The sequence below is a fragment of the Photobacterium sanguinicancri genome, from assembly GCF_002265265.1.
Lineage (GTDB): Bacteria > Pseudomonadota > Gammaproteobacteria > Enterobacterales > Vibrionaceae > Photobacterium > Photobacterium sanguinicancri.
Window position 1 is genome coordinate 1 of sequence record NZ_NOIF01000143.1, and the last position, 13,751, is coordinate 13,751.

Consider the following 13,751-nt stretch of genomic DNA (forward strand, 5'->3'; position numbering starts at 1 on the left):
TATAAATGCTGACCTTTAAAATAACTATTTCCCTGAAGGTAAATATCAACTTCATCATCCCTATTAACTTAGCGCTATTTCTGTAACGACGGACTGCTCCGTTTTGAGCCTGTCAGCTAGAATTATGGAATGCGATCATCCTTTTTACTGACATTAGCTCTAAGGTTAATCTTGATACAGCACTCTCAACAACAGCCAACAAAGCCCGTAGACCAACTCACATTCATCCAAAGTATCTTTGACACCTTGGTGCAGCACTATGGTGATTATATTTGGTGGCCGAACGATAATCCGTACGAAATCATGCTAGGTTCTATCTTGGTGCAAAATACGAACTGGAAGAATGCCGATAAAGCGCTGAGCAATCTAGCTGAGAATAAATTCCCGCAACATATCGCAGCCATGTCATTAGAGGAATTAGCACAAAGCATTCGACCCAGTGGTTACTACAATCAAAAAGCCATTAAGCTAAAATCGATGACGGCTTGGTTTAAGGGTTACCAATACGAAATCAACAAAGTGCGCGCACAAGATAAAGTAACTCTGCGCAAAGAGTTATTAAGCGTGAAAGGGATTGGTGGCGAAACTGCAGACGTTATTTTAGTGTATGCGATTGGTAAGCCATCTTTTGTTATTGATGCTTATACGCGTCGTATCTTTGAGAGAAATGGCCTTACTGTTCCCAAAAGCTATGAACGATTTCACGATTTAATGGAGCAAGCTATTCCTCTTGATACGGCTCGCTATGCTTTGTACCACGGCTTGATGGTCGACCATGGACAAGCCTTTTGTAACCCCAAACCTAAGTGCCAGCACTGCCCTCTTAGATTGACCTGTGTAACTGGGCAATCGCATTTAGCCGATACGCCTAAACCAATATTTCTTGATCAAAAGAAATAGACTCAACCTTACTTTATTCCAAATAAAAAAGGCTTCCCTACAGAAGCCTTTTGCTATCATTTTAAAAAACCGCCAATTATACCCACCGGAAAGAAAGCCATCTTAATGAGCGGGCAATCAACAACAACCGAATAAATGCTATCTATATTTATTCTTTGAGCACTGTGGGCTACTCACCGTCCCGATAACGTTTTTCAGCTTCATCTTGCGGTTCAAATTCATCGCAGATGATAGGTGTCACTTCATCGGTACTGAATTTGATCATCGCAGGAATAGAGTAATTCGGCACATTATCGTAGCTAAATACCGAATAGTATTTGGGAATATTAGCATTGCCGAATCGATCAAAGGTGTAGCTGTCTTTACCTGCATACAACTTCACGCCATCAAACGGTGAGCGTGGCGGATGGAAACTATTGCGTACCACATACGCGCCAACAAAATCATTATGTTCTGGATTATCCCACGTCAACTTCACTGCACCATCTTGCAATTGTGCTTCAAGGTTTTGTGGCGATTCCAACGCCTGATGACGACGCTCAATATAGTCAATCACCAGCTGTGGGCGGTGCTCATCTTCCAAGCCATACCAATCAACTATGGCTTCTTTTTGACGCGAGGCCGATGTCGCACGGATGATCAGCGTGACATGCTTACCTTCGGCATGGAGTTGCTCTAGGTATTGCCGTGCCGAGCTATCAAACATGAAGCGCTGGCGAGGTGACTTCGCTAAATCCTCACTACTCACTTCATAACCAATAAACTCAATTTTTTCTCTGTGCTTCACACTGTAGTAATCAAGGCTATCGAGTTCGGCCATTTCAACCGTAAAGCGCATATGTTGATCTAGCCCTACTAGCGAGCCACTTTCGATTTCAAAGTAAGCTTGGGTAATCGCAATATCGACACTGTTACTGATGCACGATAACGAAAACCCGACCTGACCAAATACCGTTTCACCTTGATAATCAAATCCTGAACGTAGTTCAGCAGGATAATGTGCTTCTCGCTCTATGGTATGACAGTCGGTTGCCGATAGCGCGACTTGATACGGTTTGCGAGTATAGATTAAATCTAGGTTTGGTCGGTAATGAATCCCACCGCCAAAGCGTCCGTAGCCAATATCAAACTGCATCATCTGCGAGTCGTTACACAGAGGTAAACTATCAGGCCCTTGCAAACGCAATAACAAGCGCCCTTTTTCTAGTTGCTCCTCCACCAGCCTTTTCTCAAGCGCACTAAATCGCCATGTTTTCCAGATCCCTTGTGTCAGTTGGTCTGAATCGATGGCATCGCCTAAAGTTTGAATCGCCGTCGCTGATTGAATCTGTGCAAAATCGGTAATATCGCTAATATCTTCTGGGTTAAGGATAGATACCGACCACTCTCCATAGTTTTCTATTTTGGCGCCAACACGGTTCATCGGATACAAAGAGAACACCGCATCTTTAATGATCGCATCATCGGGTAATCGATCGATATTGAAATCTATCACCCCATAGCAAGCACCTTTGGTTTTGTTCACGCCAATAAAGAGCGAGTTATTACCAAAATGTTCTCGGTTCTGACTTGCCGTTAGTTCACCGACATAGCCAATCTGTTCAGGATTTGGAAATAAGGTGAAAGCAAATTCATCTTTTTCTAAGCAGGTTTTAATTTTCACTTCAGGAGCAAACGGTGACTTAATGCGATTAAGTCGGTTCACTTTGCGCAGGTTGTAGAAATAACGATGACCCGATTTTAATTGCTTATCGATATAACTATGCTGCGAAGTTATCGCGATTAGGTTTTCTCGAGTACATTGATACTTGGGCGATTCACTGCGGTAAATCTGGTAGTAACACCCGTCCTGATCACTTTGTACTTCATCTGTTTGGTTGTCTTTGCAGTCATCACACCTAACATCACTATTGCCATCATCCCATGTAAGCTCCACCTGATTAGCGAGTACTTCTTTGGTGGTGAAGTTTTCCGGCCGTTTGGGTGCTAAATCAGAGTAATTGATCGCAGTGCCTAACGCATAAAGCAGTGCGGGGATATTCTCATCCACACTTTGCGACATATTGATCAGATAATCAGGGATATTGCGGCTGCCCACTTCGACTACCGAAGACAAAATACCGCGATCGTAGTAATACTCACGGCCACTACCGTGGATCAAATTGGCGGGTGGCTTACCACGATGAATACCGTACTGGCGCTTCGTCACTTTGTAGATTTCATTCGCCATATTGGCGCACATGATATTCAGATCTGTGCCTTCAATTTCGGCTTCATGGTTAAACTTATGCGCAGGGAAAAAGACATTTCCTTGGGAATGGTAATCTAAGGCAATCTGAATATTACTGTGGCTTTCAACAAACCCTTTAATGGCTGAAGTCTCTGGTTCAGAAAATGCAGCTTGGCCACCGTAAATATTAGATTGAGTATTAGTTGAGCGTTTAAAGTTGATACCAAAGTTTCGATTCAAATCGACCCCAAAAGTACCGTCTCCATTGTCTCGTCGATTTTTACGCCAGAATGAAAAATGCTGGCGTGAATATTCAAAACCGTCGGGATTTAAACACGGCACCATATAAAGAGTATTGCGAGTTAGTGCTTCAACCACATCTGGGTTACTTGGGTAGTTATCTAACAAGTACTGTACAAAGTTAACCGCCAGTTCAATCCCAATCCACTCTCGCGCGTGAATGGTCCCCGTGTATAACAGTGCTGGTTTAAGATCCGCGTAGGCGACATCTTGCGATACTGTCACCATCATGATCGGCCGCCCTTCATGGGTTTCACCGATGCTTTCTAAGCGGATCAAATTCGGGTGCTTTTCCATTGCTTGGGCGAGAAAGTCTATTGTGTCTTGATACGACAAATATTGCTTTTTCATCATTTATCCCTAGTTGAGAAGCTCACACTCACGCCACTGGCAGAGGATAGCATCCAGCTTTTTCTGCTTTAAATTACGGAATGTCATGAGCTGTTCTGGCTGATCATTCAAAATACGTAAGGTGCCATCAACACCTAAGGTATCAACTATCTCAGTGGCTAAACCGTGACCTATCCCTTTTACCGACATGAAAAAATTAACTAATTGTTGTGATTCAATGACAACGGACTTTTGAGCATCAGTAAGATCTTGGAGCTCGGTAACACCTTGAACGTCACCCTCGCCATTCATCAATTTGGCAAGGTCTTCAATTCCGGTATCTAAATCATTTTCAGAACTCAATTCAGATAGAAAAGATTCGAATGAATCAGACTCAGCCATTGGGTTATTTGGAGTTTGCTCGCGCGCTGAGCCAAAGTATGAATCTTTGAGTTTTCCCTTATTCAGATCTTGGAAGTTCCATGCCTCACTTGGCCACTCTTCATCATCTTCATGATAGGTATTTAACAGCGAATAATGTTCATCAGCGGGTGCGTATTCACCTGTATCGGTCGATTCACTGGCATGACCAAATTGAATATGGCGCATAGTACGCAGTAATGATGAATCCACTTTGCCTAACTCTTCCCAGTTACGATCTGCAAAATAAGGCTGAGTAAATTGCGCGGGGGCGAGTTGCCACATTAAGTAATGTCCAATCCAATCTCGAATATAGGGGAAAGCGGCAAAGGCCGTGGCACATTCTAAAATGGTGTACTCATCTTTAGTGCTGACGGCGATATCACACGCCCAGTATTCAGCTTGCGCCGCTTTCGATACTCGTACCGCTAAATCGAGAACTTCACGGGGTACATCTTGATAATCCATACTGCCACCTTGGCTAGTATTGGTTAACCATTCCCCTTCAGGTGGTCGACGCCAGAAAGCACAAACAGGCTGGTGGCCCACTAACATCACGCGGATGTCGGCTTTCATTGGAACAAAGTCTTGGATATAGGCAGGAAAGTAGCGACGCTCTGAGAACAAACGTATCGCTTCGTCGACACTATCGACTTTATGGACAAAATACCCGCCATAATTTGAAGGACCATAAGAGCGTTTTACAATCTTAGGGTACTCAGCGTCACGCAAGTATGCCAAGGCTTCATCAGGCTGATAGAAAATATGCGTCTTGGGGATCGGCAGTTGATACTTTTCACAAAAGTGGGTCACATTTTCTTTCGATTTATTGCTGAATTGGCTATCTAGCGACGGAATAAATTTTACATTCGGTAAAGCCCTCGCAATATCACGGAAGGTTTCATACGCAGTCGCAGGGATATTACCTATCAGAACATCAATCTTCTTCTGCTTCACTTCATTGATAAAGCGCTGCTTATCGTTACCCCAATGATAAATCACTTGCTCGATTTTATCTGGCCACCCTTGAAAATTAGAGCGATCAAAAAAACGTAAGACATGATCTAAATAAAGCATTCCAATTTTTGGCAATTGTGGTTTCAATAAACTCATAGCGCTTTGTCCTTAATAGTAGCGGCCGCAGTTCCAGTCAAATCAGCATTGAATATATCGTTCACAGCCGATGGCATATCGATAGGCTGCTCTATTTCTAAACCCACCTCACTGGATACACAGGGTAAATCGATACGGTGACGAATCGTTCGGTCGATCAAATCGCAAAGGTAATCTATTTTGGTGTTATTGAAATCGAGCCCTAAACGCTCTTGATCCGGGGTGGCGAAAGCTGGGATACCATTGACTTCGAGCACCACATATTCTTGATGTTCGATATCGTAAATAATGTCGACACCAGCCACTTCTAGCCCTGTGATCTTTGCGGCTTTTAACGCGAGATCGATCACCTCTTGCGTAGGTTCACGCTGAATCACACTGCCACCACTGGTAATATTGGTTTTCCAACTTCCTTTTGCCGCTTGGCGTCCGTAGCAAGCTACGTATTTCCCGTCAACAATGTCGATTCTGTAATCGGTGTAATCGTTTTCAATCACACGCTCAATATAGAACTGTGGCAAATTTTGCATCGTGATATACGGCAGCAATAAATCAAGATCACGCTCACTTTCGAGTTTAATAATGCCGTTACCACCCCAGCCATTCACTGGCTTACAAATCGCTTTTCCTTGCCAAAACCGAAGGTGTTCCTTCACTTGTTGGATATTATGTTTATTACAGACGATATGGTCGGCTGTCGGAATAGCGTGGGTCTTGAGAAGATGCGCGGTGCGGAATTTATCTTCTGTCAGCTCAAATGCCGCATAATTATTAATGGTTGGAATCATACTGCTCAGCGTTTGGTATAGGTACATTTGAAAAGGTCCCTGCTGTCCCGCGTTGTACGAGAAAAACAGATCCAAATCCTCCATTACCTGACCTTTGCAAAAAATACTGCCGTTATGTGCAGTAGCGTCGTTTAAATCCAACCCTGTAATGACTTCGACATTCCTCTCATTCAGCTTTGCGACGATTTTTCGCTCAATTTCTGTCCCACCTGAATTTTGATACATCCATAAACCGACACGATGAGTGGCCATAACATTTTCCTTAAATCACTCGACTTCAAAAGTATACGAAAAGAGAATTTGAATATTCCAAAATAGATATTAATATAGTTGCACATCATAATGTTGCATCAACTTTATAACAGTGACCTAGGTGGAAGTTCTCATCGACTAATCGCCCGTTGAACGCAATTACACTAAGAAGGAATCAAGCTGTGACGCGTATCGATTTTACGGATTTAAAAACCTTGGTAAGCATCAACTCATGGACCCAAAACAAGGCGGGGGTTGATGCCAATGGCGAGTTAATGCGAGGGTGGCTTGAAGCGCTCGGGATGACGATGACAACGTACCCTCGTGAACATATTGGTAATCACTTGCTATTCACTAGTCCATTTGTAGCGAATAAACCTCGGCTATTATTACTCGGTCACATGGATACCGTTTTTCCGCCTAATACGTTTGAAGGATTTACCGAAGATGCTGAATGGGTATATGGACCAGGTACCTGTGATATGAAAGGCGGCAATTTTGTTGCGTTAACAGCGCTGCGCAATATCTTTAAGAAAAATGGATGCATCACCAATATTGATTTTCTCTTGGTTAGCGACGAGGAAACAGGGAGCGATGACAGCAAAGCGATCACCCTTAGCATTGCAAGCCAATACGATGCATGCCTAGATTTTGAGGCGGCTGGTGAAGATCACGAAGTAGTTAATGGCAGAAAAGGCGTCGCCACTTATTGTATTGAACTCACAGGTGTCGCCGCCCATGCTGGCAACCACTATGCGGTAGGGAAAAATGCCAACCTTGCCGCCGCTCGCTTAGTGATTGTTCTTACCGAACTCACTCACCTTGCCAAAGGAACCACAGTCAATGTCGGATTAATGGAAGGAGGAACAAGCACCAACACCATTTCACCTTTTGCTAAATTGATGGTTGAAGCCCGATTCACTCACTTAGATGAACAAGATCGCATTCTTCGTGCTATTCCTGCCTTAATTTCGCTCCATGGTGTTGAAGGTGTTTCTGAAAAACTGACTGGCGGGTTACAGCGTAACGTAATGAATCCAACACCTGCGCAGCAAAGTCTTATTGATATTCTATCAAGCATCATTGGCTATCCGCTAAAAACGGAACAACGTGGCGGCGTCAGCGATGCCAATGTCACCGCAGGTGAAGGTGTCCCTACCCTTGATGGCTTTGGCCCGTTTGGCGATGGCGATCATACTGAGTTTGAGCGAGCGTCTAAGAAGAGTTTTGCTCGACGTATTAATGAGGTAACAGCAATCCTTCATCATTACAGCCGTAGCCATCATCCCGATTGCTAACCACTTTTAACGAAAGTGGGCGTTTGCGAATGAGTAGAGATTTGGCCTCTGCTTATTTGGGGGATCAAGCCGCTGATTTAAATTGACGTAAAAGCCACGTTTATCACCGCGGCTTTTACGTCATGCACTGCTACCATACAACTACATTTTCTGTGTTACATACCATGCAGCCGATGCAACAAATTTAATTTTTACGATTTGCTTTTAAGCATTCAGGCATTGAGTGACCAGAAAGCACTAACAAGCCAGCAAAAATACCCAAGTTCTTAATGAAGTTTTGCATCTCGTGCGCCCCCTCTAAGCCGAGGTAATTCCAGAAATCATGCAACGACACATTAATCACAAGCACTAATCCAGCAAGTAATAGTGCAACTATCCACGTAAATCGGTTAGCAATTAATAAAACGGCAGCGCCAATTTGAAAGACACCAGCAAGCCCTAATAGTACAGGAACAAAAGGCATGTCATGCTTTTCCATTAATTGGATATGCATATCCCACGACACAAATTTCATGATGCCTGGAATTAAAAAATACAATGCCAAAAGTACACGGCCAGCAGTCAACAATAGAGTGTTCATGCTATTTATCCTTAATCACTCTGATACAAATCATCGAATTACAGTGCAACGCCATTAACTGATAGTTTTACATCGATATTGCCTTTCACTGCATTTGAATACGGACAAACTTGATGTGCTGTTTTTACTAATTGCTGCGCTTGTTGTTCTTCTAAATCGAGTACGACAGCAAGCGCGACTGTTAATGCAAAGCCACCCGCATTATTTGGCCCGATCCCTACTTCAGCCGTCACTGGGGCTTGCGTTAATTTGATTTTCATTTCTCGTGCTACATGAATAATCGCATTTGAAAAACACGCAGAATAACCAGCAGCAAACAATTGTTCGGGGTTAGTTGCTTCACCTGTTCCGCCCATTTCTTTCGGGTAGCTGAGAGCAAGATCTAGCATGTTGTCATCTGTAGTTACTTGACCGTTACGCCCTGCTGATGCCGTTGCTTTCGTTGTGTACAGTGTCGTCATGATGATGTCCTTTAAATTACATACGATAACAAATGATTTAGATTGCCAGCAATTAAATTGCGCGCAATTCATTTGCAGCAAGTATAAGTCGATTAAAAGGTAAAACACAAGTATATTGTGCACAATCTATTTTCAGTATGGGGTTTGAGATGGCGAATTTAACTGATAAACATAGCCTAAATGAAGTGGAATCAACTCAATTATTACTTAAAAATCAAGTATGTTTCTCTCTTTATAGCGCATCAAATGCAATGACCCGAGCCTATCGTCCATTACTAAATGAACTTGATCTCACTTATTCTCAATACCTAACAATGATGGTTATTTGGGAAAAAAGTGGCATTAACGTAAAAGATCTTGGCCATGATCTTCATCTGGACTCAGGAACTCTTACGCCTTTACTTAAGCGATTAGAAACAAAAGGCTTCATTACAAGAAAGCGCAGCAGTGAAGATGAACGTATTCGTTTGGTTTTCTTAACCAACCAAGGCGCAGAGCTAAAAAATAAAGCGCTTTCTGTCCCTAATAGTATGTTCTGTAAAAGCAAACTTGAAATTGAAGAACTGCAACAACTCAAAGCTAGTTGTGACAAGTTACTAGCAAACTTACAAAACTAGGCCTTTATAGTTTGTCTTGATAAATAAAGCCCGGCTTATAATTAACCGGGCTTTGGGTATTTCATGCCATTACTCGAGATAACGCTCTAGCCATTTTTTGCAGCTAAAGAGCGAGCAAGAATCGCTAACGTTGTACCATTATGGAGCAAAGCACTGGCTGCTGGTTTTAGCATGCCTAACGCCGCCGCAAACATAATGCCGCTGTTCACGTACTCTGCGAGTTTGATGTTACTGTTTACCAGCGACATCGCCACTTGCGCCAATTGACGGGCTTGAGCAACACCATGAAGTGTGTCTTTCAACAACACTACATCCGCCGCCTGACGAGCAAGCTCTGTGCCTTTGCACATCGCAATACCTACATCCGCTTTGGTGAGTGCTGGCGCATCGTTCACACCATCGCCCACAAACATCACAGTACGACCTGATTGCTTCAGCGCTTCGACAATGTCAGATTTACTCTCGGGTGTTGCTTCTGCAAACACACGATCGAGTTTCAAATCATCACCCAGCATTTGTGCTTTGAACGCACGGTCGCCAGAAATCATCACCAACTCATTGATGCCCGACTCACGCAGCTCGTGAAGTGTCTGTGTAACATCTTCACGCAAGTGATCGCGGAGACCGATCATACCGATCAGCTTCTTCTGGTGTGAAATGAAGATCAGGTGGCGACCTTGCTGTTCTAGATGAGAAATTTCCTCGTCATACTCGGCAAATTCCACTTGTTCATGTGATTCGAGGAAATGGCGACTTCCCATAATTAAGCAATGCTGATTAAGTGTACTGCGCAGACCATGGGCAATCACATATTCCACTTCACCATGGTCAATATGCGGCAACTCATTATGCTTGGCGGCATTAACGATTGCTTGCGATAACGGATGACTACTGTGCTCTTCTACTGATGCCGCAATAGCTAGCAGATCACGTGCAGAATTCGATGAGCAAAGTGGCACAACATCGGTAACTTCCATATCGCCATAAGTAAGCGTACCGGTTTTATCGAACACACAAGTGTCGACTTTCACCAGTTTCTCAATCGCGCTTCCGCCCTTCAGCAAAATACCGTTTTGGGCTGCACGATACATGATCGATTTAAATGTCACCGGGGTGCTGAGTTTTAACGCACAGGAGTAATCTACTAAGAAGACCGATGCTAATCGGTTAACATCTTGCGTTAACGCAAAAACAGCCGCACCGATGCCTAACGTGATTTTGACACGACGATCGGCCATGTCTTGAGTCACTTGCTGAATTTCACTTTTTTCACTGAGTGAATCATAAATAAGCTTGGCAATTTTAGCCGTTGTTGCTTCGCTACCGACCTTTTCAACCCGAACCTTGATACTACCATCGTGGATAGATGTACCCGAATAAACTGCGGCACCCTCTTCACGACGCACTGGCACACTTTCACCTGTTAACGTTGATTGGTTAACCAAAGCCGCACCAGATTCAACTCTACCGTCTATCGGTATAGCATCGCCAGGCATTAATTCAATCAAGTCACCTTCTACCAGCGACGATGAATTACACTTCGACTTACCTTCCGCACTAATGCGCCACACCAAAGATTCTTTAGGGCTCATCAAGTCAGCTAACAACTGATCACTACTGCGGCTAGTACGTTGCTCCATGTATTCACCCAAGCTAATCAGGCTCTGAGTCAACATCGCAGTTTTATAATCACCGCGCCACGCAGACAGTCCAACCGCAATTGCATCGAGCACTTCAACCGATACACGCTTATCGCGCAGTTCGTTAATACCTTCCGCTATTGTTGGAGCAATCAAGGTCGCTGTCGCTAATGCCCCCCAACGCTTTGGTAACATTGCAGTTGAAAGCGTACCAATAACATTAAGAGCAACATCACCACGAGTGAACTCATGTTCTGATTCAGACTGTTCGCCATCTTCAAAATTAAGTGCCTCAATACGAGCAGATAACGTCTTACAATCAAGTAATAATGGCTCATACTGGATCACAATTGAGCACGCATTGCCGTTCACACGTACTTCGTGAATACCTTGAATTGCTAATAAGCTTTGCTTAATCCAATCACCAATATCTGGATACTGTTTTAAGGCATTAACTTTGAAACGAATACGACCGGGAAAGCGATGCCTAACTTGCACCTCGATCATTCTTCACCTTTATGAAGGTTACGGTAGTATTCCAGTTCCGCTTGAGTATCTTCTAAACGCTCTTTTAGCTCTTCAACTTCACCGCGTACTGCAGACCATGCTTTTTCGCCGGTTGCCGATACTCCTTGTTGGAACTTTTTATTGGAAAGTAAGTACGCAACGGCAGCACCTGCGGCAACACCCATTACAAAGTGCGTTTTTGAGTTTTGCTTTTTGTACGGAGCCTCAGTCGTTGGTTGCTGAGGCTGACCACCGTAGTATGGGTAGCCATAATATGGGTGATTATTGCTCATTGTTCTTTTTCCCCGTGTATTGATCCATCAGGTACAGGCCTACTGCACCAGTACTCACAACTGTAAGCATTGAAAGCAGAGGACGACCGGCCATTTTGTCAGCCACATACGTTGCTGCACCACCTGCCAGCCCTGCTTTTAAAGAGTCTTTTACAACGGTTGCCACCATTTCATTGGTTTCAATCGTATTCTCTTGATGCCCTTTCCACTGTCGTGCCGCAGATGCAGTCCCACCTATGATGGCACCAGCAATCATTGCTCGACTAGCTGTGCTTAATTTGTCAGTGGAATTACTCATAAATTACTTTGCAGCACCGTCTTGAGTGTTATCTATATCTTGCGCAGGTTGTTCTGGCGCTTGATATTCTTGGTTGTGACGCTCAACCGACTCTTTAAAACCTTCTTTACCCGCAGTGTATGTATCACGGAAAATTTCATTGCCAGTAGATACATTCTGTTGAACAGATGCAGCTGTTTGAGTTGCAGTGTCTTTTACTGCTTCGCCACCCGTTTTCAGCATATTACCTGCACCTGAAATCGCCCCCATTAGACCTTTACGTACATTTTCGTTACTTAGGATTAATGCCGCAGCAGCACCAACCATTGCGCCTTTCCAAAATTCTTTATCGTTCATACCAAAACTCCCTAAAATTTCTTTAAACATTCCCGCTTCTTCACCTAATGCGCCTTCAAGCATTGCTTGGGCCTGATCAAATAAAGGGTTGGGTTCTGATTGTGCTTCTTCGGATTGCGGCTGCATCATGCTTGCATGCATCTGCGCCATATGCGCCATATGCGCTTGCATCATTTCCGGTGGCATCTGCCCCATCATAGGCGGCGGTATCATACCTGGGTGCATGTGCCCTGGAGGGAAAGCATGCGGATGTCCATGCGGATAACCGTAGCCATGCGGTGGCATATGATGCGCTACATGGTGTGGTTGTGCATGAGGGTGACCTTGATGGGGATAACTCGGATGTGCATAACCTGGATGCATAGACCCAGGGTGTGGATACCCAGCATAAGGATGACCTTGATAATGTGGCGGCGGTGGTGTTTGATCCCACGCGGGCTGATCACCATGTTGAGCATAAGGATCGCTTGGCTGTCCTTCGTTCTCTTTTTTCGTCATTTATTGCTCCATTTATTGTTCTAAACAAGCGGCAAGTGCGTAGCATGCTTGTTCCGCTTCTTGCTCAGATTCTGAGAACAATGCCTCAATTAAATGCGGCTTTACTATGTTAGCGTCATACTCAATCAGCAAACTACCCGTTGCATTATTAATTTTGTACTGCTTGAAAGCAGCAATGCTTTGCAAGGTATTTTCAATATCCGCTCGATTGAAAGTTGCAAGGTGTGCAAGCAGTCCTAGCTTATACTTCAGTCGAATACGTCCGGGAATGTGGTGACCAATCGTCAACCATCGGCGCAATTTAAGCGCGGTATCTATTTGTTTTTTCATGCGATGATTATACGCACTAAGTAATAGATTGCTTTTAATTTCATGTCGTTAAACATTTTAATCAAATATTTTTTGCGCTTAATCAAAGGGAGTGATATTGTTGCGAATAGAAATAGTTCGCATCATCAAATGCATCTTTATTGGTAATACTATGAACACATATATTCACAAAACTAACCAGCGTTTACGTGTCCGTTCTGACTATATTCACCAAAATCCAGATTCCGTCGCTGAGCTGATCAATAGCTTAGAGGAAATTGATGCGATCACTCAGATCAAGCACAAACGCTATGCTGGCTCTGTCGCCATCAGCTTTGATAATAATGAGCTAGATTGTGAAAGTATACTTGATACATTATCCAGCCACGGCTGGACGCAAGGTGCTGATAAACCTTCATTTATTGAGAATGCTGTAACTAAAGGTACTAAAACGTTCGCAAAAGGTATGGCAATGATGGCACTCAAACGTTTAGTTGGTCCATCTGTTAGCCGCGTGATCATGAGCCTTTAATAACGGTGATATTTAAAATCAATATTCATCTTTTCATATCGTAAAAATT

The 13,751-nt window shown here is 43.7% G+C and carries 14 protein-coding genes; 4 read left to right on the forward strand and 10 right to left on the reverse strand.

Translation table 11 applies throughout. The features are described from left to right. Window positions 1–171: 171 nt before the first annotated feature. The gene (locus ASV53_RS17760; RefSeq protein ID WP_239928840.1) at window positions 172–900 is read left to right on the forward strand and encodes an endonuclease III domain-containing protein; all 729 of its coding nucleotides are present in this window, start codon (window positions 172–174) and stop codon (window positions 898–900) included. A 169-nt stretch (window positions 901–1,069) separates the two neighbouring features. Here ASV53_RS17760 and ASV53_RS17765 read toward each other — a convergent pair whose 3' ends face one another. The 3 genes from ASV53_RS17765 to ASV53_RS17775 are packed head-to-tail and all read right to left on the reverse strand — an operon-like array spanning window position 1,070 to window position 6,333. Continuing rightward, entirely contained in the window at window positions 1,070–3,781 is a 2,712-nt protein-coding gene (locus tag ASV53_RS17765) for a M14 family zinc carboxypeptidase (RefSeq protein ID WP_094958066.1), read from the reverse strand. A 9-nt stretch (window positions 3,782–3,790) separates the two neighbouring features. Beyond that, window positions 3,791–5,293, reverse strand: coding sequence for an ATP-grasp domain-containing protein (locus ASV53_RS17770; RefSeq protein ID WP_094958067.1), 1,503 nt, complete (start codon window positions 5,291–5,293; stop codon window positions 3,791–3,793). Next, the gene (locus tag ASV53_RS17775) at window positions 5,290–6,333 is read right to left on the reverse strand and encodes an ATP-grasp domain-containing protein (protein WP_094958068.1); all 1,044 of its coding nucleotides are present in this window, start codon (window positions 6,331–6,333) and stop codon (window positions 5,290–5,292) included. Before ASV53_RS17775 ends, ASV53_RS17770 begins: the two co-directional genes overlap by 4 nt. A 182-nt stretch (window positions 6,334–6,515) precedes the next feature. Between ASV53_RS17775 and ASV53_RS17780 the strand changes: the two genes are divergently transcribed. After that, complete coding sequence (locus tag ASV53_RS17780; protein WP_094958069.1) at window positions 6,516–7,631, forward strand: M20 family metallopeptidase; 1,116 nt, start codon at window positions 6,516–6,518, stop codon at window positions 7,629–7,631. 184 nt (window positions 7,632–7,815) lie between these two features. Here the strand turns inward: ASV53_RS17780 and ASV53_RS17785 are convergent, their stop codons facing one another. Both ASV53_RS17785 and ohr read right to left on the reverse strand, forming a co-directional pair. Beyond that, window positions 7,816–8,211 (reverse strand): DoxX family protein, encoded by a 396-nt coding sequence (locus ASV53_RS17785; RefSeq protein WP_094958070.1) that lies wholly within the window; start codon window positions 8,209–8,211, stop codon window positions 7,816–7,818. A 38-nt stretch (window positions 8,212–8,249) separates the two neighbouring features. Beyond that, window positions 8,250–8,672 carry an organic hydroperoxide reductase Ohr gene (gene ohr, locus ASV53_RS17790; RefSeq protein ID WP_062690625.1) on the reverse strand — a complete coding sequence of 141 codons (423 nt, stop codon included), beginning with the start codon at window positions 8,670–8,672 and terminating at the stop codon, window positions 8,250–8,252. Between the two features lie 149 nt (window positions 8,673–8,821). Here ohr and ohrR point away from each other — a divergent pair, with 149 nt between their 5' ends. Next, entirely contained in the window at window positions 8,822–9,289 is a 468-nt protein-coding gene (gene ohrR, locus ASV53_RS17795) for a transcriptional regulator OhrR (RefSeq protein ID WP_094958071.1), read from the forward strand. Between the two features lie 86 nt (window positions 9,290–9,375). Here ohrR and ASV53_RS17800 read toward each other — a convergent pair whose 3' ends face one another. The 5 genes from ASV53_RS17800 to ASV53_RS17820 are packed head-to-tail and all read right to left on the reverse strand — an operon-like array spanning window position 9,376 to window position 13,191. Continuing rightward, complete coding sequence (locus tag ASV53_RS17800; RefSeq protein WP_094958072.1) at window positions 9,376–11,436, reverse strand: heavy metal translocating P-type ATPase; 2,061 nt, start codon at window positions 11,434–11,436, stop codon at window positions 9,376–9,378. After that, window positions 11,433–11,729: a hypothetical protein gene (locus ASV53_RS17805; RefSeq protein WP_094958073.1), complete on the reverse strand. Its 297-nt coding sequence runs from the start codon at window positions 11,727–11,729 to the stop codon at window positions 11,433–11,435. The genes ASV53_RS17800 and ASV53_RS17805 overlap by 4 nt, the downstream gene beginning before the upstream one ends. Then, a complete protein-coding gene (locus ASV53_RS17810) occupies window positions 11,719–12,027 on the reverse strand; it encodes a magnetosome protein MamC family protein (RefSeq protein ID WP_094958074.1) in 309 nt (102 codons plus the stop codon). The genes ASV53_RS17805 and ASV53_RS17810 overlap by 11 nt, the downstream gene beginning before the upstream one ends. Before the next feature lie 3 nt (window positions 12,028–12,030). After that, a complete protein-coding gene (locus ASV53_RS26020; protein ID WP_239928842.1) occupies window positions 12,031–12,861 on the reverse strand; it encodes a YtxH domain-containing protein in 831 nt (276 codons plus the stop codon). A gap of 12 nt (window positions 12,862–12,873) precedes the next feature. Continuing rightward, window positions 12,874–13,191 (reverse strand): HMA2 domain-containing protein, encoded by a 318-nt coding sequence (locus ASV53_RS17820; protein ID WP_189337907.1) that lies wholly within the window; start codon window positions 13,189–13,191, stop codon window positions 12,874–12,876. 151 nt (window positions 13,192–13,342) lie between these two features. Between ASV53_RS17820 and ASV53_RS17825 the strand changes: the two genes are divergently transcribed. Further along, window positions 13,343–13,702, forward strand: a complete 360-nt coding sequence (locus tag ASV53_RS17825; RefSeq protein WP_189337908.1) for an HMA2 domain-containing protein — start codon at window positions 13,343–13,345, stop codon at window positions 13,700–13,702. Window positions 13,703–13,751 lie beyond the last annotated feature (49 nt).